The 22,300-nt window shown below is 61.5% G+C and carries 17 protein-coding genes and 1 riboswitch; of the genes, 5 read left to right on the forward strand and 12 right to left on the reverse strand.

All coding sequences use genetic code 11. The annotated features are described in order from the left end of the window. Positions 1 to 38: 38 nt before the first annotated feature. The 6 genes from G8767_RS30455 to G8767_RS30480 form a co-directional block, all read right to left on the reverse strand. A complete protein-coding gene (locus tag G8767_RS30455; protein WP_166813593.1) occupies positions 39 to 530 on the reverse strand; it encodes a hypothetical protein in 492 nt (163 codons plus the stop codon). After that, on the reverse strand, positions 527 to 1,381 hold the full coding sequence (locus G8767_RS30460) for a ParA family protein (protein ID WP_166813595.1): 855 nt from the start codon (positions 1,379 to 1,381) through the stop codon (positions 527 to 529). The genes G8767_RS30455 and G8767_RS30460 overlap by 4 nt, the downstream gene beginning before the upstream one ends. Before the next feature lie 33 nt (positions 1,382 to 1,414). Next, complete coding sequence (locus G8767_RS30465; protein ID WP_166813597.1) at positions 1,415 to 4,357, reverse strand: Z1 domain-containing protein; 2,943 nt, start codon at positions 4,355 to 4,357, stop codon at positions 1,415 to 1,417. After that, the gene (locus tag G8767_RS30470; RefSeq protein ID WP_166813599.1) at positions 4,354 to 5,871 is read right to left on the reverse strand and encodes an ATP-binding protein; all 1,518 of its coding nucleotides are present in this window, start codon (positions 5,869 to 5,871) and stop codon (positions 4,354 to 4,356) included. The genes G8767_RS30465 and G8767_RS30470 overlap by 4 nt, the downstream gene beginning before the upstream one ends. Next, a complete protein-coding gene (locus G8767_RS30475; protein WP_346843053.1) occupies positions 5,864 to 7,987 on the reverse strand; it encodes a hypothetical protein in 2,124 nt (707 codons plus the stop codon). Before G8767_RS30475 ends, G8767_RS30470 begins: the two co-directional genes overlap by 8 nt. Positions 7,988 to 8,096: 109 nt before the next feature. Next, on the reverse strand, positions 8,097 to 9,197 hold the full coding sequence (locus G8767_RS30480) for an LLM class flavin-dependent oxidoreductase (protein WP_166813603.1): 1,101 nt from the start codon (positions 9,195 to 9,197) through the stop codon (positions 8,097 to 8,099). A gap of 297 nt (positions 9,198 to 9,494) precedes the next feature. Here G8767_RS30480 and G8767_RS30485 point away from each other — a divergent pair, with 297 nt between their 5' ends. Further along, complete coding sequence (locus tag G8767_RS30485; protein ID WP_166813605.1) at positions 9,495 to 10,496, forward strand: MBL fold metallo-hydrolase; 1,002 nt, start codon at positions 9,495 to 9,497, stop codon at positions 10,494 to 10,496. 42 nt (positions 10,497 to 10,538) lie between these two features. Here the strand turns inward: G8767_RS30485 and G8767_RS30490 are convergent, their stop codons facing one another. Further along, positions 10,539 to 11,459, reverse strand: a complete 921-nt coding sequence (locus G8767_RS30490; protein WP_020908397.1) for a universal stress protein — start codon at positions 11,457 to 11,459, stop codon at positions 10,539 to 10,541. Continuing rightward, entirely contained in the window at positions 11,456 to 12,901 is a 1,446-nt protein-coding gene (locus G8767_RS30495; RefSeq protein ID WP_003940657.1) for an amino acid permease, read from the reverse strand. The genes G8767_RS30490 and G8767_RS30495 overlap by 4 nt, the downstream gene beginning before the upstream one ends. 160 nt (positions 12,902 to 13,061) lie before the next feature. Here G8767_RS30495 and G8767_RS30500 point away from each other — a divergent pair, with 160 nt between their 5' ends. Both G8767_RS30500 and G8767_RS30505 read left to right on the forward strand, forming a co-directional pair. Next, entirely contained in the window at positions 13,062 to 14,855 is a 1,794-nt protein-coding gene (locus G8767_RS30500) for an alanine racemase (protein ID WP_166813607.1), read from the forward strand. A gap of 31 nt (positions 14,856 to 14,886) precedes the next feature. Continuing rightward, the gene (locus G8767_RS30505) at positions 14,887 to 15,729 is read left to right on the forward strand and encodes a hypothetical protein (RefSeq protein ID WP_166813609.1); all 843 of its coding nucleotides are present in this window, start codon (positions 14,887 to 14,889) and stop codon (positions 15,727 to 15,729) included. Here G8767_RS30505 and G8767_RS30510 read toward each other — a convergent pair whose 3' ends face one another. After that, a complete protein-coding gene (locus tag G8767_RS30510; RefSeq protein ID WP_166813623.1) occupies positions 15,730 to 16,704 on the reverse strand; it encodes a TauD/TfdA family dioxygenase in 975 nt (324 codons plus the stop codon). Between the two features lie 233 nt (positions 16,705 to 16,937). Here G8767_RS30510 and G8767_RS30515 point away from each other — a divergent pair, with 233 nt between their 5' ends. Then, positions 16,938 to 17,363 carry a nuclear transport factor 2 family protein gene (locus G8767_RS30515; RefSeq protein WP_166813611.1) on the forward strand — a complete coding sequence of 142 codons (426 nt, stop codon included), beginning with the start codon at positions 16,938 to 16,940 and terminating at the stop codon, positions 17,361 to 17,363. Positions 17,364 to 17,366: 3 nt separating this feature from the next. Here G8767_RS30515 and G8767_RS30520 read toward each other — a convergent pair whose 3' ends face one another. Beyond that, on the reverse strand, positions 17,367 to 17,600 hold the full coding sequence (locus G8767_RS30520) for a hypothetical protein (protein ID WP_166813613.1): 234 nt from the start codon (positions 17,598 to 17,600) through the stop codon (positions 17,367 to 17,369). A gap of 280 nt (positions 17,601 to 17,880) precedes the next feature. Between G8767_RS30520 and G8767_RS30525 the strand changes: the two genes are divergently transcribed. Further along, a complete protein-coding gene (locus tag G8767_RS30525) occupies positions 17,881 to 19,374 on the forward strand; it encodes a stealth family protein (RefSeq protein ID WP_206029948.1) in 1,494 nt (497 codons plus the stop codon). A 51-nt stretch (positions 19,375 to 19,425) separates the two neighbouring features. Here the strand turns inward: G8767_RS30525 and G8767_RS30530 are convergent, their stop codons facing one another. Both G8767_RS30530 and G8767_RS30535 read right to left on the reverse strand, forming a co-directional pair. Next, entirely contained in the window at positions 19,426 to 20,793 is a 1,368-nt protein-coding gene (locus G8767_RS30530; protein WP_095971495.1) for an NtaA/DmoA family FMN-dependent monooxygenase, read from the reverse strand. Between the two features lie 20 nt (positions 20,794 to 20,813). Next, positions 20,814 to 22,157, reverse strand: coding sequence for an LLM class flavin-dependent oxidoreductase (locus G8767_RS30535; protein ID WP_166813615.1), 1,344 nt, complete (start codon positions 22,155 to 22,157; stop codon positions 20,814 to 20,816). Then, a riboswitch (SAM riboswitch) is annotated at positions 22,140 to 22,253 on the reverse strand. (Overlaps the previous gene by 18 nt.) Positions 22,254 to 22,300: the final 47 nt, after the last annotated feature.

The following is a 22,300-nucleotide window of genomic DNA, read 5'->3' on the forward strand; positions in this document are numbered from 1 at the left end:
TGGCGCCCGCTACCAAAAAGACGCATGTGGCGGAGCCCCTACCGGAATGCATTCCCTTTCGAGGTGAGTGCCTTCACCCTCTCCACTGTCCAAACCGCAAGCACATCCACCTTGCGTTTGCGACCCGTCTCCTTGTGGGTATCCATTTCCTGCTCCGCGATGATGTCCTTGATCCCGTCGGCATCGAGGGTCGAAAGACGCTCCAGCAGAACCGCTTCCCCTTCCGCCTTGAAGACCTCGAACGGGTCGAAAGCCCCCGGCTCCCGTTTCACCTTCGGGGCAGCAGCACGACGACGCGGTGCCGGTGCAGAAGCAGGTACCACAGCGGCGGATCCATCCGACGGAACTGCGAAAGCGCTTTCGATTGCCTTCGCGAAGCGCGGGGTACGGGCAGCTTCCTCCGCGACGACCTGAACCAGCTTGGCCAGCAACACCGAGGCCGAGGCATTAGTTGCACCCAACTTCAAGAGCGCGGCACCGGTCTCCTGCACCTGCACGCGACGACGCGCCTCATCGATACCCGCACTCATAGCTTCGCCTGCGCTTCCGTGAGAATGTTCTGCGTAATTGCACGCATCTGATCGAACTGACCTGCATTGCCGTACTTCACCTTCAAAGTGCTGTACGGGTGAAACTCCGCCGACGCGGCAATCTGATTCGACTCCGCGAGATACTCCGGCAATACGTGAGGGACGTTGGGATCGCGTCGAAGATTTCGCACGGTCGTGCGGTGCACCGCCGAGTTGGACTTGTACTTGGTGATCACCAACCCGAGTTCGAAGAGTTCACGGCCGATTTCCTTGCCGAACTTCGCGATGTGCGTCTGGATCTGCGGAATGCCGTACGTGGAGAGCACATCCGGGATCGTGGGAATCACGTAGCCGTCAGCCATTGCCAATCCGTTGAGTGTGATCGGCCCGAGATTCGGCGGGCAATCGATCAGGACGTAGTCGTAGTACGGCATCAACGGGGCGACGGCATCCCTCAACAATTCAACCGGCTTGGTGGAGTTCCGATCAGCAACCCGAAGGGCACTGATCTCCTCCTGCAGCTCGATCAAATCGAGAGATGAGGGAAGCAGATCCACACCCGTCACTCGCTTGACCGGCGAGACTCCGCGCTGAATCGAAGCTTCGAGATCGAAGTTCGACGTGCCATCGACAGCGTCACGGAAAATGGTTGCGCTGGTCAGCCCCTGCTTGTTGAGTTCGAGCCAGTGATCCTCACTGATCATCATCGTCGTCAGATTGATCTGCGCATCGAGGTCGATCAACAGCACGCGCTGACCGAATTCGAGCGACATGAACTCGGCCAACCCCGCGGTGATCGTCGTCTTACCGACGCCGCCCTTGAGGTTGATCGTCGCAATCGTCTTAGCCATCAGAACCCATTCCTGTCTCCCACCACAACACACCTAGTTCGCATCGACGATCGCACCTGTCCCTGACTGCCTCACCCGAAAACCGATTCGCCCCAACGGCTCTGCTGCGTGTGGAAGCGCGTACGAGAACAACGTCGCAAAATCGCGCGAGTCCACCGGACCAGCCTGCGCCCGTTTCAACTGACGAGGAGCCGGATCGTTCGCAAACACCAGAATCAACGCACCGCGAGTCTTCCGATGAAGAGCTCCCGCAAGCGGTCCCCCGTTCTTCTTCGGGGTGCCCGCAATGTGCTCGATCGCATCGCGCTCACGAACGGCCGTACCGGTGAAACCTGTTCGGTACTCGCGTTCCTGACGTTTGCGATTGACGATCGGAAGTTTCTCGTGCCAACCTTTGATCTCGATCGGCTCCCGGGTCTTGGGGTACGGAAGCAGAACTGCGAAGTCTTCGAGCAATCCGGATTCGATTGCGGTCGAGAGCGCTTCGCGGTGGGGACCGAAATCCCACCCGTTTGCCCACTCGAACTGGTCGACGGCCTCCAACACCACATGGGCAGGGACAATGCCGTATCGCGCAGTGAACGATCGCGAAACGTCATCCTTGTCAACGAAATTGAAGGACCCTGTTTCGTCCAACGACTTCAACAATGGTGTAACCGCCCCGAAGTGCCGAGCGTTGATCGAACCGTCGCCTCGCGGGGGCTGCATCGTGAAGCTGAAACTTTCACCACCCATGCCTCGATAAACCAGATCGGCGTTGAACATCTTGTTTCGAGCCGTTGGTCTGAGCCACGGCAGCTGCTGAAAGACCATCGGCGGCACATCGCGTGGAGTGACCCACGGCTCGCCCTTCTCGTTCACGCCGCTGAATCTGGTGAGCTCGTTCCGGAACTCCTGCTCGTCCCGAACGATCGCCTCGAACGCCTTGTACATGTCGTAGTCCGCGCCGGCGGGTCCGCCAACCGTGCGGCCGATGAACAGGCGCACCAAGTCTCGGTACCCGGGGCGGAATCCGAACCATCGTCCCATCTGCATCAATGTGTCAGCTTGGCCCGTTCGACGCGTGTAGTAGGTGATGGTCAGGCCCTCGACTGTAAAGCCGCGACTCAGCTTCGTTCCGCCGACAAGGATCTTCCACACTCCTCGTTCCTGGAAGTCGAGGGAATCCTGCTTGTAGTCCTTCTCCGCCGCACCATTGACCACGATGACAGGGCTGGTGCCCTCGGAAATCTTGTCGTAGGCGGCGCCGATGAACTCCTCCAACTCGGCAAACGACTCAGGGTTCGGCAGTTCACTGCCCCGTGCCGCACTCACCACTGCAAAGTCCTCGGCCCAGAGCTTGTCAAGCCTCGCGAGACTCTTTGCCTGGCTGTACCCCGCCGACTTCCACAAGGCCTTGAAATCGTTGGCCACCGCGTCGTGCTCGGCCTGCTTCACCGATTCGTGCACCAACATCGTGTGGTGCCGATACGGCCTGACGCCCTTCGATTCCCGGAAAAGCTTGATCGCCCCGGTCAGGACAAACGAGTCGAGAGCCCGCAATTGTTCGGCAGAACGATCCTCGTCGCACTCGGCCCGGAGATCCCGTACGTACGCTTTCTGGTTCGAATTGGCCGGAGTCTTGTCGTCGTCTTCGAGATCGTCGAGATCGTCGAGATCGTCGAGATCGTGGAAGTCCGCACCACCCATGTACGGGGCGGGCCGCTCGAGACTGACGATGAAGTCCGAAGGAAAGACGTTGACGCTGTCTTCCGGATCGACAAACACATTGGCAAAAGGTGTTGCGGTGTAACCGATGTACTGGGCACGCTTGAGTAGACCGAGGATCTCAGCGATCTGTCCGTTGATCGCCGTCCGCTCGATCTGCTCGGTTTTCATCTTCTTCGGATCAATTGTGTTCACCGATGCCTGATCGGCTTCGTCGTCGATGATCAGGGCAGGGATCTGATCGAGTTCGGTCGGGACTTTCTTCAGATCGGCCACCAGCTTCTTGAGGCTGGAGACGTTCTTCTTCACGACCGCGATACGAATATTGCTCGGGTACAGATTCTTCGGATCATTCAGAGGAAGGGAGTGATCCACTGTTTCGAAGTGCAGTGCGCTCAGGCCCGCGAGCAGGCTCTTGTAGTCAAAGGTCGAGGTGGTGAGCCGGCGGATAGCCGGGATTTCATTAGTCTTGTTCGGATCGATTTCGTGTTCGAGAAAGTTCCCGTTTCGCCAGTCCTCGTCGTTGGCGTAGTCGTCGTCCACACCGGCACTGATGTTTTGACGACCGACCAATTCCATGTCGAGGCGTCGCTGAGTCTGGCTCCGGAGAATCTCGATCGTGCCGGTCAGAACGATGACCAAGCGGTACCCAGCGTCGATCGCCTTGGCCACGACGCCACTGAAATTCGCCGTCTTCCCGCTCTGGACGTAGCCGACCACCAAACCTTTGGACTGATACGGCTCCGGCCTGGTTGGGTCGGCGAGCCGATGCACAACCTCGGTCGTTGCGATGTCCAGCTTTCCGATTGTTGCTTCGTCCCAGTTCTTGTCGGCTAGAACTCGCTTGTAAGCACGCCAGTAGAAGTCATGCTCACGACGACGCTCTGAGGTGTACCAGGGGTCCCAGGGCTGCTGAGCAGCAATGACAACCGGCCCACCTTCGCGAGGGAAGTGCGCATCCATCTCGGCGTGGGCGTCGACCGGCAATCCCAACAAGTCGTAGATCCGAGCCCGCCGTTCCGGGCTCTGCGGGGTAGTCGAACCCACCCATGTCTCAACACTTTCCGCATCCCACTGCCGCAGACGCGAGGTGAGCGCCGTTCGTACACCGACAGCACTGTCGTCGAGGAACACATCGATGATGTCCGCGATGGTCAGGCCATCCGGATAGCTCGCTCGCAGGCGCGCGTTGACCGGGTAGAGCACATTCTCGGGCGGAAACCCGTCACCGAGTTCACGTGCAACCGCACGGAATACTTCATCACTCACTGCACTACCTGCTCCCGGTGCGCTGCCACTGCGGAAATCAACACTTCCTGCCACGCCTGCATCTTTTCCCTCTGACGAGCGCCGATTCTCGTTCCTTCGAACATCTCACTCACCAACAGGAAGACAAGAGTCTTGAGCACCGGAGCGTCAGCCGGGTCGAGACTGCGACGTCCGAGCAGATCACGCCGAAAACGCGCATTGACCCACAAAGTTCGAGTCTTGAGGTCGACTTCGAAGAACTGATCACGCGCCAAGGCTCGCCAACCCACCGCAACAGGATCATCACCGACGCTGAATTCGAAGGCGTCGCTGAAGGAATCGAGCACGTCTTCCGGAAAGCCGGATGCCGGCTCGATGACGCTGATCGGCCGAGGTGCAGAACTTCGGGCTGCCCGCACGACGCGCTCGGCATCGGTCAGATACGAACGGAATCCACCGTTGCCATCCGTGAAGACGGCCCCGTCGAAGGCAGCCGACGCAGTGGCGTCGAGCGTCACCCCCGATTTCTCGGGATTGATGGTGATGTGCTGCAGCAGAGAATCATTCAGATCGACAGCAATTCGTGCCAATCCGTAGTCCGGTCGGCCCCGCACTATCGCGTTCCAGCCGCCGATCTGCAGGAGTCGATCGTGCCGATAGAAGTAGAGCCCCTGCTGGTCACGGCCAGGGGCGCCGTGGATGCGAAATTCCGGTGCATTGCTCCGGGCGGGCCACACGTGAGCTTCGGTGGTTACTGTGGCACCGGCGATCGACACGGTAAGTGTCCGAGGGTAGTTGGGGTCACCGGTGCGCGGATACCGGAACGGGTCGATGGCACTGACTGTGCGCAGCGCGCCGGCGCGTCCCGCTTCGACGTCGAAGACATCGACAGTCAGAGCAATCCGGCCGGATTCGATGAGACGGTGAAATACGACGCCGAGGTGACTGCGCACGTCGTTGATGGTCTGTTCGAGCCAGCTGGTCTGCTCGTCCGCGTGCGCGGACATGAGAAATGTTGTGATGCTGCGCCATTCGACAACAGTTCCGGTGTCGAAGGGAAAGCGGGGCGTGACTGCGTCGAAGAATTCTTCGGCTTGCCGGTCCTCGATCACCGAAACTGACTGACGCCCCTGCACTGAGGCCGAGTCGATCTCGCGGCCCTGCGTCGGGTGCCCGGACTTTCGAGACCACACTCGGAGCAACCGAGCCTGACTCAACGACGCCGCCTTCATCCCTACACCGAAATGACCCAGGTCCTCGGCGGCATACTCGCGTCGACGGCCGTAGGTCATCGCAGCATCGATGGTGTCACTGTCCATGCCGGAGCCGTTGTCGATCACCATCATCGACACGATCCGTGTGCCGTCCTGAACGAACCTGATCAGCACGTGCGAAGCCGCGGCGTCGAGGCTGTTGTCGATCAGATCGGCGAGCGCTGTCGCGATGGTGTGGTGCAAGCCGATGGCGCCGGCGAGGGACTCGTCCGCCACAAGAATCTTGGTGCTCACTATGCGGGTGTCCGTGACGTCAGTCATGGGATGCGTCCTTACCCTCTGCCTCGCCGATTTCGGATGCTTCGCCGCGCCTCCATGCCGCCTCCAAGAAGTCCAGAATCACGTCCTCACCACGATCTTCGTACGCGCGCAGTATCTTTCGTGGACGGTCTTCGCCGTCCAGACACACGGCTTCGGCAAGGATCCGCACCACATGCCTCTCTGCAGTTCGCAATGGCTCGCGATTGCCAACCTCTGCGAGTGCCTGACGTAGTGGGTCGATGTCAGAGTGGACAATCGCCGGTCGAACCACGCGGAAGGTTCCGTCTGGCCACAGCTCGAGCAACACGTCTTCGCCCTCGACAGCGGAGAGTTCACGCAGGAATCGGCGGATAGTGCCGAACGTCGGCTGCGCTCCGGTCCACCGAACTGCTTGAACGCCGAGGTGGCTCTCCAACTCGATGGTCTCACCGCGCACACAGCCGGCAGCGACCGCAACACCGGCGGGTACTGCAAACCCGGAGCCCCGCAGATGATCTGCGGTCACGGTCAGTCGATACCGCCACGTACTCCCTGACCGGTACAGGCGGCGAGTCAACTCTGGCGTCTTCGCAGTGTTGCGTGTCCGCTTGCGCCGGACTATCCCGTCACCACCAATGTTGAACTCACTGGCTTCTTCAGCCTCTCCCGAAGAAACCGATTCCTCCCCAACGGAATCTGCGCTTCCCCAGGCGTGCAGCCGCCAGACTGCGCCGTCGAGCGCCACGCGATCGTCGGCCTCGAGCGCGCGCTCGATCGACCGGTCACTGCGATCGGACTTCAGCAACTCCACTAGCTCGACGACGGACTTCGGCGATCCGACGGCTTCGAGCGCGCCGACTGCCAGATCGGAGATCCGACGCGCACGCGTCAGCGCAGAATCCGCCACTACGACGACCCCGCACCACGCAAGCCACTTCTCCAGTTCGCCGCGTGACATCGACACCACTTCGGCGACGTCGTCGAGCGCAACCACACCGTTGGGGGACTCAAAGTCTTCCAGCAAGGTCTGAGTGCGTTTCTTGGCCGCCGCGACGCCCGGAGCGGCAGCCCAACCGTCAGTCACCTCGAAGTAGTCGTCGAGGCGGTCCAGAACCAACCACAGCGGAACTCCGTAACCAGGCACCTCCGCCGCGATGCTCGGATGCACGTCGAGGAGGCGATCAAGCGAAGCTACGGGCTGAATCTCGACACGCAGGCTGGCAAGCAGGTTCCCCACCGCCGTCCCGAATCCGCACGCCGCATTGAGTTTGGCTTTCACGTCGGCCTCGATCTGCCCGACTCGCCCCGAGCCCACTCCGAGCTTGGCTCCGATCGCTCCCCTGCGCTGCGGAACTCGCGCCACGATCCGCTCACGCAACACCAACGACTCCCGCTCATCCAGCTGCGAGAAGAGATTGTCGATCTCGTCCATCGCGTCAGTACGGTCGGTGTCGGGCAAGTCGTTCGGCGTCAGAGCCGAGATCCGGGCGGCAACTTCCTGAATCGAGGCCGGAGATTCATCGTCGATCTCGACGGTGACGAGTGGTCTGCTGTCCTGGCCTCGGACCCGTCGCCACATTGCCAGCTGAGCGAGATCGTCGAGCAGCGCTGTGATCGCGGGTGGGGCAACTGCTTCCTCAGCGGCCTCGACGCGGGCGAGCGGAGTCGTCATGACCGCACAGACCAACAGGTTGAGCACTATGTCGTGCACCGTCTGTTCGCTAGTTCCGCGCACGCCGAAGATCTCAGCGGTCGTGTGCGTCAGTAGACCGCCGATTGCTTTGTCGGTGGTGAGCCGTGACAACGCCGTCACTGCGCGAGTATCGAGACTCAACACCTCCAGCGGGAGATCTTCACCAAGGAGCGGAAAGCTCTCGTGTAATACCGCTGCTGCGTGGTGAGCGATGTAGAGGGACGCCAACTCGGAGAGAACCTTCTCGAGATCGACCTCGAGAACAGTGAACGACGGTGCTTCGCTGAACCACCAATCAGGCGACGGGGCCAGCGGCTCGAGCAGCGCAGCACGATCGGATACGTAGTCGTCCAACCAAGGAAACAGATCGACCCACAGCGTCTGACTCAGCTCGTTCGCGGGAAGCGAGTTCACACCCAACGTCAACGCACTACTCCCACTCACGGATACCTTCATTGCGGTCAAAACCGACCGCGATGTCGGTAACAAGTTACTGCAGCTTGTGAGCAGTCGCAGCGCCGGACCTGCTTACCCGACAGTCAGGCTTCTCCGCTCAGTCGACGGCGGTGAAACCCTTCGCCCGATCCTCGTCGCCGAGGCTCCACAGGTTGGTCGACACTTCCGCTTTCACGAGGGGAATCACTTCTTCGGCAAAACGGCGCAACGTGTCCTTTTGCTGCTCGAAGTCGAGCACGTGATTGACCGACACCGACTGGAAATCGTGGCCGAAGCTCTGGTGGTAATCGAGGATCTTCTCGGCGACTCGCTCCGAAGACCCGACCAACGCCGGCCCGCGGTCGACGGCCTCTTCGATGGTCCGGAAGCTCGTCGACTTTCCGACGGCTTTGGGATCGTGCTTGCGTTTGTCGGCCTGCGCAACGGCGCCTTCGTAGATCGGACGGAACTCTTCGATGGCCTGCTCGGTCGTGTCGGCGAGGAACAATCCGCCCGAACCCGAACCGACATACGCCTTGGACGGGTCGTGCCCGTACGCCAGGTACTGCTCGCGGTAGTGGTCGATGAGCACTTTGTAGTTCTCACGGGGCTGGAAAGCATTGGCGGTAACGATGGGATCGCCCCACTTCGCCGCGAGTTCGACGGCCTCGAACGAGGTAGCCGATCCGTGCCAGATCCGGAACGGACCGTCGTACGGACGCGGTAGCGTCGTCGCGTCCTCGAGCGATGGTCGGTGGGTCCCCACCCACTTGACGTTTTCCTCGCTGATCAGCAGTTTGAGGAGTTCGTAGTTCTCGGTGAGGTATTCGTACTGCTTGGCGATATCCAACCCGAGGAGCGGGTATTGAAGAACCTCGTTGCCCTTGCCGATCACGATCTCGAGGCGTCCCCGGCTGAGCTGATCGATGGTTCCGAAATCTTCGGCGACTCGAATCGGGTCGAGTAGCGACAGAACGGTGACACCCGTCGAGAGCAGGATTCTGTCTGTGGCCTGCGCAATTGCCCCCAAAACGACGGTTGGCGCCGACGAAAGAACCGGCCCGGCGTGGCGCTCGCCCACCGAGAACGAATCGATACCCAACTCTTCGGCCAGAACTGCCAGTTCGACGACGCGGTTGAGCCGATCGGACGGGGCAACTTCCTCGCCGGTCACTGGATGGGGTGGGTTGAAAACGATGTCCAGAACCTGAAAACGCATGACCCGTCTTTCTCGATAACCGCACAGCGCGCCTGTCCCTCGGAGGCTAGTGCGCGGTTCCTCGACGGATCCGCCAACCGACCGACGCTCCCAATGCAACCAACGTGCGAAATCTACTAATCAGCAACATCTTTCGACTCAACGAGACCAGTCGGTCGATAAAACTCTCACCGATCCGAAGTCGACCGAAAACATGCCGAACTCCCGCCAGGCAGGACCTGTGTCACCGACCAAACGAGCGCACGGTAAACATGAAGTACTAAGAGTGCGTTCCCTTATCGTTAAGAGGTACTTGATATGAACGGTGCGACAGCCATCGGTGATGGCATATTCCAGATTCCTGTCCCGATCACGGACAACCCGCTCGGCCACACGCTCGTCTACGCCATGGAATCCCCCGGCGGACTGATCTTGGTCGACGCTGGTTGGGGCGACGACAACGGCTGGCAGGGCCTAAACGCGGGGCTCGCCGAGATAGGGCATTCGGTGACCGACATCGAGGGGGTCGTAGTCACGCACTTCCATCCGGACCACACCGGACTGTGCGGGCGGGTCCGCGAGGCATCCGGCGCCTGGATCGCGATGCACGAGGACGACCACTACCTGTTCGATCAGATGTCGACTGCACGCGACGACGAGTGGATGGCCTACCAGCTCGAGAACATGGAACGCGCTGGAGCCCCCAAAGCCGACCGCGATGCCTTCCGGTTGACTGCCGCGGGTGAGTCTCCCGTGGGCCCCGAGTCCGCTCCCGACCGCCTTCTCGCGGACGACGAGATCATCGCGCTGACCGGCCGCGGCCTCCGCGTTGTCTACACCCCCGGCCACACGCCTGGCCACGTCTGCTTCTACCTCGACGACGCCGACGTCATGTTCACCGGCGACCACGTCCTGCAGAAGACAACCCCACACGTCGGCAACTTCGTGTACCCACTCGACGAGCGTGACGCCCTCGCCGATTTCCTCGATTCGCTCGCACGGGTGCAGAACATGAACATCACCCGCGGTCTCGGCGCTCACGGCATTCCGATCGACGACGTCGGAGGTCGCGCCGGCGAGCTGATCGAGCATCACCAGGAACGACTCGATCACCTGCTGCAGGAGTTCGCCGACGACAAGCTCACGGTGTGGGACGTCGCGGCAAAGATGAAGTGGTACAAGCCGTGGGCCGAGATCTCCCCGATGGGAAAGACGATGGCGTTGTCCGAGGGCGCAGCTCACCTTCGCCATCTGGTTGCCCGAGAGCAGGTCTCTCAGGTTCCCGGCTCCGAGCCCGCGCTCTTCGCTCGCTCCGTCTGAAAGATCAGGGCCGACAAGCACTCCGCTCGTCGGCCCTGATTTTTATTCCGCTTCGGCCTGATCGACTATTCGGGTCGACGCGGATCGCGGGACCACCACCACCGGAACCGGCGAGTACCGCACGATCTTCGCTGCCCGACTGCCGAGGAACACCCGGGCCAGTGGACCTGCCTTGCTCGAGCCGACCGTCAGAACGTCACCTCGATCCCACTCGACGCCCTCGAGCGCCTCGGCCCAGTTACGGCCATGGCTGATAACCGATTCCATGACGTCAGGTATTTCGGGCAGTGCACGCACTCTCTCGAAGGCAGCGTTGGTCTCGCGCTCGACCACCTCGGCCCACTCGGAGATGACCGGTGAGTCCCCCTCTGTCCCGAGCGTGGTCGTGTACTGCGCGTTCGCACGAACTGCAAACGCCGCCAATCTGAGTCCGGCATCGACACGCGCAGCCACGGTCGCGGCGGCGAGCACCAGGTCGTCCTGATCGGGTGTGCCCGAGTACGCGGCGGTGACGCGGCGAACCACCTCACCGGGCTTGGTTCGAAATCCCCTCGGCGCCAGCGCGACCGGGACGTCGGAGCTGTGCAGCAAGCGGGAGGTGACGCTGCCGAGAGCCACGTGGCCGAACACCCCGGCCGTGGACGAGTCCAGGACGATCATCTTGGCTTCGTGCTCGTGAACGAGATCGAGCAGGCCACTCGACGTCGACTGAGCCTCATGCACGACATAGGTCACGTCGACGTCGGAGGGCATGTCTGCCCGCGCTTTCGCCAGTGCCGCTTCGGCTTCGGCTCGCAATTGCTGGTGGTATTCGGCGTCGACACGCGCCATCCCGGGCGGTGGCGGCGAGGGAATCACCGCGCAGATCACCAACGGTTCACCGGACGAGCGTGCCAACAGCGTTGCCAGATGGACGGTTCCGGAACTGTCACCGTCGGGTGCGTATCCCGCAAGCAGCGTCATGACTCGGACTCCGATCCCAGTTCGGCGCGGTTCTTCGCACCGAGGCGCGAGTGCTTCATACCGTAGGCGAAGTACCAGATGATCGCGACGGTCACCCAGATGAGGAACACGTAGATCGTGACGGTTCGGAGGTCCTTGATGATCCACAGGCAGCCCAGGATCGAGAGGATCGGCGTCACCGGATAGCCGGGAACTTTGAAGCTGCGCGGCAGGTCCGGGTCACTGCGCCGCAGGATGATGACCCCGATCGAGACCACGAGGAAGGCCACCAGGGTTCCGATGCTGGTCATTTCGGCGAGGAAGTTGATGGGAATGAAACCGGCCAGAATGCTGATGACGACGCAGACGATGATGGTGTTGGGCACCGGCGTCAGAGTCCGCGGGTTCACCTTGTGGAAGATCGACGGAATCATGCCGTCGCGTGACATCGCGAACAGGATGCGGGTCTGACCGTAGATGACCACGAGTGTGACGCTGCAGATGGAGATCACCGCTCCGGCGGCCAGAAGTGTTCCCGGCCAGGTAGATCCGGTCACCTGTTCGAGGATGGCGGACAGTCCGGCTTCCTGACCTTCGAACGATGCGGAATCCTGTGCACCGATCGCCACGGCGACAACGGCGATGTAGATCGCGGTGACGGACACGAGCGCAATGAGGATCGCGAGAGGGAGATTGCGACGAGGGTTCTTCACTTCTTCGCCGGCGGTGGACACTGCGTCGAGGCCGATGTACGAGAAGAAGATGATTCCGGCGGCGGACATGACGCCACTGAATCCGAACGGTGCGAAGTCGGCGAAGTGATTGCTGTTCCATCCGGCGATGCCGACCACGATGAAGAGCAGCAGAATTGCGAGTTTGATCGAGACCATGATGGCGTTGGCCTTGGCTGATTCGCTGGCGCCGCGGATGAGCAGAACACCGCACAGGCACACCAGGATCACTGCGGGCAGATTGATGATGCCGCCCTGCTCCGGCGCTTGTGACAACGCGTCGGGAATCTGGAACCCGAAGAGGTTGCCCAATAGCTGGTTCAAATACTGCGACCATCCGACGGACACCGCCGCGGCCGAGACTCCGTACTCGAGAAGCAGACACGCTCCGACGGCCATGGCTGGAAGCTCTCCGAGCGTCGCGTAAGCGTAGGAATACGACGAGCCCGACGCCGGGACAGCTCCGGCCAGCTCCGCGTAACAAATCGCTGTGAGTCCCGCGACGACACCGGCAACAACGAAGGAGATGATCACTGCCGGACCCGCAACCGGGACCGCCTGCGAGAGGACGAAGAAAATACCGGTGCCGATCGTGGCGCCGATGCCGAACATGGACAACTGCGCCAAACCGATACTGCGGGTCAGCTCACCGCCGTTGGTATCTGCGCCGGTCTCCTGGTCTATCTGCAAAGCCGGCTTGCGCCGAAGTACGTGTTTGACGAGAGTAGCCATCGACGCTCCTCTAGAGTGCCTGGTAGGAAACTGTTGTATCCTCATACTGCACGTAAGTGTCCTGCGACACAACAGTTGGAGCAAAGTTGTCCAGCTCACGCCAACCGTCCGGTCTGGAATGCCCGGATCGTGAACCGCCTTCGGAGAAAACGGGGAGATCATGACCGGACCGACCATCACCGTCGACCTGCGTCGTATCGAACAGAATGCGCGCGTCCTCGTCGAGGCGTCCAGCGCTCACGGTATATCGGTGGCCGGTGTCAGCAAATCTACGTGCGGCTCCCCCAAAGTGGCACGAGCAATGGTCCGCGGCGGCGTCACGCAGATCGCCGACTCCCGCCTGGACAACCTGGCCCGCATTCGCCGCGACGGCATCACCGTTCCCCTGATGCTGATCCGCGCACCGTCGCTGAACGAGATCGACGACACGATCCGCTACGCGGACATCAGCCTCAACTCCGAGTTGACGACGATTGCTGCTCTGGGCAGAGCAGCGCGGGCGCGAGGAGTCGTCCACGACATCGTGCTGATGATCGACCTCGGAGATCTCCGCGAAGGAATCCTGCCGGCGGAGGCGTTGGACGTAGTCGCTGAAATCCTTCCCATCGAGGGCATCAGACTGATCGGAATCGGCGCGAACCTCGCGTGCGTCGGTGGCATCCAACCGACCGTCGACAACCTGTCGAATCTGGTCTACCTAGCCGACGAAATCACGAAGCGGTTCTCGATCGAACTGCCGATCGTTTCCGGCGGCAATACGTTCTCACTGCCACTACTCGAGACGGGCACGATGCCCGAGGGGATCAACCATCTGCGTTTGGGCGCCAGCATCGTACTGGCCGAATCACCTACTCCCCCAGGACTGTACGAACTGCTGAACAACGATGCCTTCACTCTCACCGCGGACATCATCGAGGCGAAGGTCAAGCCGTCGCGGCCGTATGGAGTCTCAGGCGAAGATGCATTCGGCCGACGCCCCGTCTTCGACAACGAGGACAAGCCGAGCCGACGCCTGATCTTGTCCATCGGCCGCGAAGACATCTCGCCGGAAGGCTTGACCCCGATCGATCCGCGTCTGAAGGTGATCAGTGCCAGCAGCGATCACCTCCTCGTCGACGCCGGAGAAACAGGTGACGAATACCGACTGGGTGGCACGGTCGACTTCACGATCGATTACGGCGCGCTCTTGATGGCGATGACGTCGCCCTACGTCGAAAAGCGTTATGTCCTGGGCACCGAACCGATCGACGCCAATGCAACAGTCGAATTGATCGACCTCGAAACTACCGGGCTGGCACGCCATCTCCTCGATCACGGTCTACGCGAAGACATGTCCGGAATCGGATTCAACTGCATCCAAGCCGAGAACGCTGCCGCGGATCTGACGACGTTGCCGCTGTGGCTCACTTCCGAGGCCTGGCAGAACACCAGAATTCCGATCGCCACCGAACCCGGAACCGATTTGGGTGCAATCATTTTCGCCTCCCACGGCGATATCGAGCAATTGCTGTCGTCCGCGGCGGATCTGCACGGCCCCAGTTTGGAGAACACCGTCTTGGTGGGGGTCAAGAACGCCACGGTCGATCACAAGCGCGCACTCGACGAGTACGGGGTGTTGCTGGTGACGATCGACGAGATCGATCGTCATGGCATGGCGGCCTTGATGCCTCGTGTCCTCGCCGCGGCGGGCCAGGGTGTGAACGGTGTCCACGTCCACTTCGACATGGACATCATCGACGGGCGTGTTCTCGGCGTCGACGACACGACGCATCTGGGCGGCCTCACATTCCGAGAAGCGCACCTGGCCGCCGAATTCATCAGCGAGACCGGCCTGACGAGATCGATGTCGATCGGAAGCGTCGCAGCGGCGGACTCGGATCCTCTCGGCCGTCAGGCGACCTTCGTCGACGGATTGGTTGCATCGCTGCTGGGGCGCAAGGTGGTCAAAGCCTGACGTTGTCGGCAGCCCTTGCGAGAATCGTCCGATGATCACGCGGAGCCCCGGTCAACACGTATTCATCGCACTCGGCACGCCTTGGATCGATGCCGTAGTCGCGTTTCTCGAACCCAGAGCACGTGTGGATCCCTGGATCATGCACGGAAAGATGGCCATCGGTGACCTGGTGGTCACTGTTCTCGACACCACTCCTCGCACGGTGCTCTGCATCGAGACCGTGGCTGCGCCGTTCGACGGCACGTCGCGGATGGAAGTCGACGAAGAAGTGAGCGCGCTCCGCTCTTTACCCGTCGTTCCCGAACTCGAACAACGATGGTCCATCACATTTCCCACGGATCCAGGGCCGGTCGACGACGCACTGGCCGACCGGATTCTCGCGGCCGTCCAGTCATACGAAGTGCCCTACTTCGGCGACATCGACACACTGGATCCGACGTCCACGGCTGCCCACGCCCGAACGTTGATGCGCGAGCGGGGAAACTGCACAGGTTGCAGCGCACCGATGCCGTTGCGAAAGTTCAACAGCGGCGATCGCCTTCACTTTCATTCCGCATCACGGATCTTCAGGCAGGCCGAACCTGGGGACGACTACCCAGCCGCCCTGTGCCGCAAATGCACCGGAAGGATGGCCACTTCCGGGCACACCAACTTCATCGACTACATGCTGTCGAAGAATCCACTGTGCCCGCAGTGCGGTGCACACAGAACCGCTCAGTGTGCCCCGGGGATGCCGGTCCATCCGTTCGATCACCTACCGTGGCTCGCCGGAACAGGCTGCGTCGTGGGACCGGACACCCCCGAATGGACGTGCCGAGCGTGCAGTCACTCATGGGGACAGATGTTCCCGCCGGATCACCCGCAGCACGACTGATCAGTTCGCGGCGAAGCCAGGAAGCCGATCGATGTCCGCGATGATCGAATACTCCGCGGCATCGCCCTGGAGGATTCGACTCTGCTCGCCGTGGACGTCGACGGGGACGTCGCCGGCCAATGTCACTCGGTGCACACTGCGGGCCTGAGTCCCGTAGTCGGCGATCCCGTAGTGCTGAGTCGCCTGGTTGTCCCAGATCGCCAGGTCGCCGGCCGTCCAGTTCCATCGAACAGTGTTTTCCAACTTGATGATTCGTGCCTGGAGGATCTGGTAGAGAGCGACCGACTCGGACGGCTTGAGCCCGACGAACTCCTTGAAGAAGTGACCGAGCAGGAGGGTCTTCTCCCCCGTCGCCGGGTGGATCCGCACCACCGGGTGTTCGGTCTCGTAGATTTCTCGGGTGAACTCGGCGTAGTAGGCCAGGCGCTCCGGGTCTACCGGGTTCGCCTGGTTGGCGACCTCGGCGTAGTCGTAGGCATTGGTGTGAACGGCCCGCAGATTCTCGACGAAGACTTTCAGTGAAGGCGGCAGTTGGTCGTATGCAGCGGTGGTGGACGCCCACGTGGTCGCTCCGCCGTACTCGGGAATGGTCGTCGCTCGCAGAATCGAGGCTTTCGGGATGCGGTCGACGAACGTCACGTCCGTATGCCAACTGTTGGCGGCGCGGTCGAGCACCAACAGCTTGTCGCCCCTGGACTTCACCGTCGGGTGCGGGGTGGTCTGCGTGCCGAGGGTTCCGGCGAATTCGTACTGCGACGTGTCGTCGAGATGCTGCTGCCCTTGGAAGAACACAACCTTGTGCGCTGCCAGCGCATAGTTGATCGCGTAGGCGGTCTCTTCGGACAAGTCCCCGGAGAGATGGACGCCGTCGATACGGGCGCCGATCAGCTCGCCCACTTTGTGGACGGTGATTCCGCCGGCAGCGTAGATCTGCTCCGGGGTCTGGATAACGCGTTCGAGTTCGGTGACGGACATGGCGATCTCCTGTGAGTCGGTCAAGCCTGCGGGCACGGCAGTCGTCATGGCGCTGCCTACTGTGAACACTCAATCATTGACGCTGCGGCCTCGAATACGGTTGAACTCGAGGTGATCTCAAAGTTCGCCGCTCCCTCGTCGGAGAATATTGCCGCTCACTGGGACGAGGCCGTCGTCGTTGTCTCATGAGCTGTAGCGTGCGACCTGCCGCACCCACGTCTACGGAGGACAGCATGCAACCCGAGGGCCCTGCCGAACAGATTCGTTCAACGCTCGCTCGGATCGCGCATCTTGCCGATACCGGCTCGGTCGAGGCTTACGTGGAGCAGTTCACCCGCGAGGCCGAATGGAACATGCCCGCTAATCCCGATCGCAGTATCTCCGCACAGGTACGACGTGGCCGTGAAGAAATTGCTGCTGGAGTACGCGAGCGCCGGGCGGCCGGGATACAAGGCCCGGGCACGTCCACACGCCACGTCACCACGGCGATCGCCGTGGACGTGACCTCGGAAACTACAGCGCGCGCGGATGCGGTCTGGACGTTCTACGTCGACACGACCACAATTCCCAAGCTCAGTGGCGTCGGGAGTTACGCCGACGAGTTCGAACTCGAAGACGGGCGGTGGCGACTGTCGCGACGAGTGATCTCGCGCGGCTGACGCTCAGTCTTCTTCGCCGGTGATCGCTTCACACCAGTCTTCGACCTGATCGATCCCCTCTTCCGTCCATTCCGGGCTCATGTCTTCGAGTGCATCGAAGAACACCTCGCAGGTCAGCATCTCCGGTGAACCCTCCGACCCCGCTGCCTCGATTCGCTCCGCAGACGCTGTCGCAACTGGGCCGGCGGCCAGCGCAACCGCCATCGCCCCCGTTCCGACCATCGCTTTCACACGCATGGGAACTCCTCCTTCACTCTCGTTTCGGTCCTCGGGGTACCCGACTCGCCCCGCGCTACCCATCCCCGTCACTCATGTCCGACTTTCGGCGCCGACGGCATAGACTGAGCTCGTCGCCACCACGCTCTCGCAGCGTCGGGGGCGACAGATACACAGCTGGATCAGAATCGGAAGGCATCCCATTACAGAATCTCCCGCTCCGCACGACATCTACTTCGTACCCCCGGAGCAGGACAGCCCCAATCCCGTGGAACCGGCGTCGGCCGCGTCACGCGCACGGATGGGTGAACTACCCGAGACTGTCCGATTCAAGAATCGTTTTGCCCTCGCGATCACGACCACCACGCCGCTCGAAGCGATGGTCGAAGATCTGCTCTTCATCCGCGACATCCTCGACGCCGCAGGAATCGAGTATCTACTCGTGCGCGGGAACGACGAGCGCCCGGTCATCGCGGTCAGCTGGACCGAACGCAAGAACCTGCGGCAGGCACTTGTCGAGGGATGCGCCAACGCACCCTTCTATTCCAAAACCGTCGACGCGAAGAAGAGCCCAGCGCTCCTGGTCGCGGACGGTGCCCTGTCGAAAACCAACAAGTCACGGATCTTCCGCTTGTTCCGTCCGAGGGTTCACGTCGCAAGCGGGATGAACTACGGCGCGAACATCGGCGTTCAAATCGAATTGTGGTCGATTTCCGACGAAGAAATCGTCCTACCCGTCGAGAACTCACTGACACGACGAACCGTCCTCCCCGAAGAAGCTGTCCGAGGAACCGTCGAGCGATTCGGCCGGATCTGGCCGACTATCGAGAACATGTTCGCCGATCATGCCTCCGATATCAGCTTCGATATCGACCTTGTCTTTTCCTGGGTCGACGGCTCTTCCAAAGAGTTTCAGGCTCAGCGCGCCAAGCGGATGCAGAACTACATCGTCGGCGAGGGGGACGAATCCGAGGCACGTTTCCGTCAGATCGACGAGCTCAAGTACGCGCTACGGTCCATCCACATGTACGCGCCGTGGATCCGGCGGATCTTCGTCGCAACCGATTCCGATCGTCCGGACTGGCTTGCCGACGATCCGCGAGTCACGTTCATGCCCAGCGAAGAGTTCTTCGCCGATCCAAGTGTCTTGCCCACCCATAATTCTCAAGCTGTCGAGTGCCAGCTGCACCATATTCCGGGTCTGGCAGAACACTTCCTCTACTCCAATGACGACATGTTCTTCGGTCGCCCCGTCGGCCCGGACATGTTCTTCTCCCCCGGTGGGATCAGCATGTTCATCGAGGCCGACACCAGAATCGGTTTGGGCCACAACGACAACGACCGCAGCGGGTTCGAGAATGCCGCCCGCGTCAACCGCCGACTGCTGCAGGACCGCTTCGGTCTGATGACCACCAGGCATCTGGAGCACGCAGCGACGCCACTGCGCAAGAGTGTGATGGCCGAGATGGAACGCGAGTTCGCCGAAGACTTCGCGGCAACTGCAGCAAGCACCTTCCGCGCGAGTTCCAATATCTCGGTGACCAATTCGCTGTATCACTACTACACACTGATGAGTGGGCGGTCGGTGGTGCAGAAGTCCGCAGCCGTCAAATACGTCGACACGACGGTCAAGGCCGGTTTGCGCGACATGGATTCGCTGCTCGCCAAGCGCTCCATGGACTTCTTCTGCCTCAACGACGGCAGCGCTCCGGAGATCGATCTGGAACTTCGCACGCGCAAGATCACGGAGTTCCTGGAGAGCTACTACCCCATCCCTGCTCCCTGGGAGGCCTAGACGAAGCGAGGGTCCAGCCGATTTCGGCTGGGCCCTCGCCACTGCGGTCGATCAGCGTGCTGTCACATGCTCCCGCTGCACCGGAATGGGCAGACCGAGGTTGTCACGCAACGTCGTTCCTTCGTAGTCGCTGCGGAGAACACCTCGATCCTGCAGCAACGGCACCACGTCGTCGACGAACTCGTCGAGTCCCGTCGGTACGAGGTGCGAGCCGAGGATGAATCCGTCCGAACCGTCGTTGCCGACAAACGAATCGATTTTCTCGGCAACCTGCTGCGGTGTACCCACGATCGGTCCACGCTCGAACTGATCGATCACCACCTCGCGCAAATTCAACTTCTTGCTCTCCGCGACCGCGCGCAGTTTTGCCACGGTCGCGAAACGATCCTGGTGAATAAAGGCGCGCCCCTCGATGATCGGCGGAGCTTCGGGGTCCGGAGCGATATCGGGTAGCGGCCCTTCGGGGTCGTACTTCGACAGATCGAGATTCCAGATCTGCTCGAGCAACACCAGGGCCGTTTGACCTGTGACCTGCTGGTCGCGAATATCGCGGTACTTCTCGATCGCATCTGCCTCCGAGGTGCCGAGAACAAAACTCGCCGACGGCAGGATCTTGATGTCACCCGGGTCGCGTCCGGCCGCGACGGCACGTGCTTTGATATCGCGATAGAAGTCGGCCGCCTCGGGCAACTGACCGTACGGTGAGAAGATCGCGTCGGCATTACCAGCAGCAAAATCGCGCCCTTGCGGCGACACCCCGGCCTGCAGAATAACCGGGCGCCCTTGCGGGCTACGCGGCACTGTGAATCGGCCGTTCACATCGAAATGTGATCCATGAAAAGCGAATTCACCGGCATCCGGTCGCGCGAGAAAGCGCCCTGATGCTTTGTCGGCCACGATATCGTCACTGCGCCACGAATCCCACAGTTCACGCACCAGCGCTACGGTCTCCTCCGCACGCTCGTATCGTTGCGCACGATCCAGGTATCCGCCGCGGCGAAAGTTCTGGCCGGTGAACGCATCGAACGAGGTGACGACGTTCCAGGCGGCGCGGCCACCGGACAACTGGTCGAGCGTCGCGAATTGGCGGGCCAGTTCGTACGGCTCGTTGAACGTGGCGTTGATGGTGCCGGCCAAGCCGAGGTGTTCGGTTACTGCCGCCAACGATGCAAGGACGGTGAAGGTGTCCGGCCTACCGATGATGTCCTGATCGAATATCTGTCCCGCGCGTTCACGAAGGGCGAGACCTTCGGCGAGGAAGAAGAAGTCGAACTTCCCACGCTCGGCGGTTCGAGCGGTGTGTTCGAAGGAATCGAACTCGATCTGGCTGCCCGCCTGCGGATCCCACCATGCAGTGTGATGGTTGACGCCGCCGAGGTAGGCGCCGAGGATGACCTGCTTACGCTTCTGAGAACTCATGAAAATGTATTCCTCGTCTGTCAGGCGGCCGGAGTACCGGCGGCGTAGCGGTTGGGAACGTCGATGGGTAGACCAAGCAGTCCGCGAAGATTCGTCTGCGGATACTCGGTACGGAATGCGCTGCGCCGCTGCAATTCAGGCACCAGCTCACCTGCGATCGCGTCGAGGTCGTCCACGACGACACCCGGCCGCAACCGGAAGCCGCCGATTCCCAACTGCTGCCACCGGAGCAGGAGATCCGCCAACTCAGCAGCGGAGCCGGTGAAGGCCATTGCGTCCGAACGGTATTCGGCGCCGGCCTGCGCGTCGAGGCGAGCGAGTCGTTCCTTCCCTGTCTCTTCGGTCGTATCGAAGAAGACGACAATGTCGGTGAAGACCCGAAGCGCTTCGCCGGTGCGCTGCACGTGTTCCTCGGCTGCTCGCACTTCACCCAGGATCGCCGTGACCTGCTCGTCGTCGAACGGCGTCACGAACACCAGGTCGGCCGTCCGCGCCGCCAGCTCGTATGCGACCCGCTGATGAGCCAATGCGGTGACGACGGGATGGCCCTGCGGCGGGCGCGGAGTCACCGACGGTCCACGAACCGAGAGGTACTTTCCTTCGAAGTCGATGTAGTGCAGCTTGTCCCGGTCGATGAATCGACGCTGCTCGACATCGCGGATCTCGGCGTCGTCCTCCCAACTGTCCCAGAGTCTCCGGACGACGTCAGCTGCCTCCGCAGCTTCGTCGAACAGGTCGCGCACGAAGTCCGGGAGGACGCCGGAAACGATCGACTGACGGTCGGCATCGGTGAGGGCCGGGATGTCGCGACGCCCGAACTGTGCTGCCTCGGGTTCCGACACCGACACCTTCACCTGCCACCCGGCGCGACCACGCGAGGTGTAATCCAGCGTGGCAACGGCTTTGGACACGTGGAACGGCTCGGTGTGAATGGTGGTGATGGTCGGGATCAAGCCGATGTTGCTCGTGATCGGTGCGAGGCGGGCGGCCACGAGATGCGCATCGAGCCGAGCACGTACCCGATCAACCGCGTCGTCGACGGGTTCGAGTGGGTTGGCCGGCACCGAGAGACTGTCCTCGATGGTGACGAAATCGAGCAGACCGCGCTCGGCGGTCGTCACCACGTCGGTCCAATACGACGCGCTGAACAGTTCACTCGGACGCGAGTGTGGCTCTCGCCAGGCTGCAGGGTGCCAACCGGCACCGTCCAGCGCTACGGCGAGATGCAGCGGAGCAAGACGAGAAGGGGTGGAGGTCATCGGCGCATACTCCTGTTCGAGAACTACTCGGGAGCGCACAGTGCCGACCGCAGAAACCGTCAGCACCTGGCTGACGGTTCTCGTGGCGACTGCCGCTTGCGACACGCACCGCGCGTGTCGCCAGGTGTGATTCCGGGGCACCCCATCGGCATGAAGGGTTGCCGTCCAGCTAGCCGGTCCTTGTTGCTGGAGCTCTGCACCTACCTCGACGGTAGTGAGTACGCGACCGCCCGGCAATCGCCCAGAAC

The organism is Rhodococcus sp. IC4_135 (assembly GCF_011602025.1).
GTDB classification, from domain to species: domain Bacteria; phylum Actinomycetota; class Actinomycetes; order Mycobacteriales; family Mycobacteriaceae; genus Rhodococcus_F; species Rhodococcus_F baikonurensis.

Bases quoted from the DNA above. Each gene is read 5' to 3' on its own strand.
- G8767_RS30485 (WP_166813605.1), top strand. From the start codon at position 9,495: ATGAACGGTGCGACAGCCATCGGTGATGGCATATTCCAGATTCCTGTC.
- G8767_RS30500 (WP_166813607.1), top strand. From the start codon at position 13,062: ATGACCGGACCGACCATCACCGTCGACCTGCGTCGTATCGAACAGAAT.
- G8767_RS30460 (WP_166813595.1), bottom strand. From the start codon at position 1,381: ATGGCTAAGACGATTGCGACGATCAACCTCAAGGGCGGCGTCGGTAAG.
- G8767_RS30495 (WP_003940657.1), bottom strand. From the start codon at position 12,901: ATGGCTACTCTCGTCAAACACGTACTTCGGCGCAAGCCGGCTTTGCAG.
- G8767_RS30520 (WP_166813613.1), bottom strand. From the start codon at position 17,600: ATGCGTGTGAAAGCGATGGTCGGAACGGGGGCGATGGCGGTTGCGCTG.
- G8767_RS30490 (WP_020908397.1), bottom strand. From the start codon at position 11,459: ATGACGCTGCTTGCGGGATACGCACCCGACGGTGACAGTTCCGGAACC.
- G8767_RS30530 (WP_095971495.1), bottom strand. From the start codon at position 20,793: ATGAGTTCTCAGAAGCGTAAGCAGGTCATCCTCGGCGCCTACCTCGGC.
- G8767_RS30515 (WP_166813611.1), top strand. From the start codon at position 16,938: ATGCAACCCGAGGGCCCTGCCGAACAGATTCGTTCAACGCTCGCTCGG.
- G8767_RS30480 (WP_166813603.1), bottom strand. From the start codon at position 9,197: ATGCGTTTTCAGGTTCTGGACATCGTTTTCAACCCACCCCATCCAGTG.
- G8767_RS30510 (WP_166813623.1), bottom strand. From the start codon at position 16,704: ATGTCCGTCACCGAACTCGAACGCGTTATCCAGACCCCGGAGCAGATC.
- G8767_RS30470 (WP_166813599.1), bottom strand. From the start codon at position 5,871: ATGACTGACGTCACGGACACCCGCATAGTGAGCACCAAGATTCTTGTG.
- G8767_RS30455 (WP_166813593.1), bottom strand. From the start codon at position 530: ATGAGTGCGGGTATCGATGAGGCGCGTCGTCGCGTGCAGGTGCAGGAG.
- G8767_RS30505 (WP_166813609.1), top strand. From the start codon at position 14,887: ATGATCACGCGGAGCCCCGGTCAACACGTATTCATCGCACTCGGCACG.
- G8767_RS30525 (WP_206029948.1), top strand. From the start codon at position 17,881: ATGGGTGAACTACCCGAGACTGTCCGATTCAAGAATCGTTTTGCCCTC.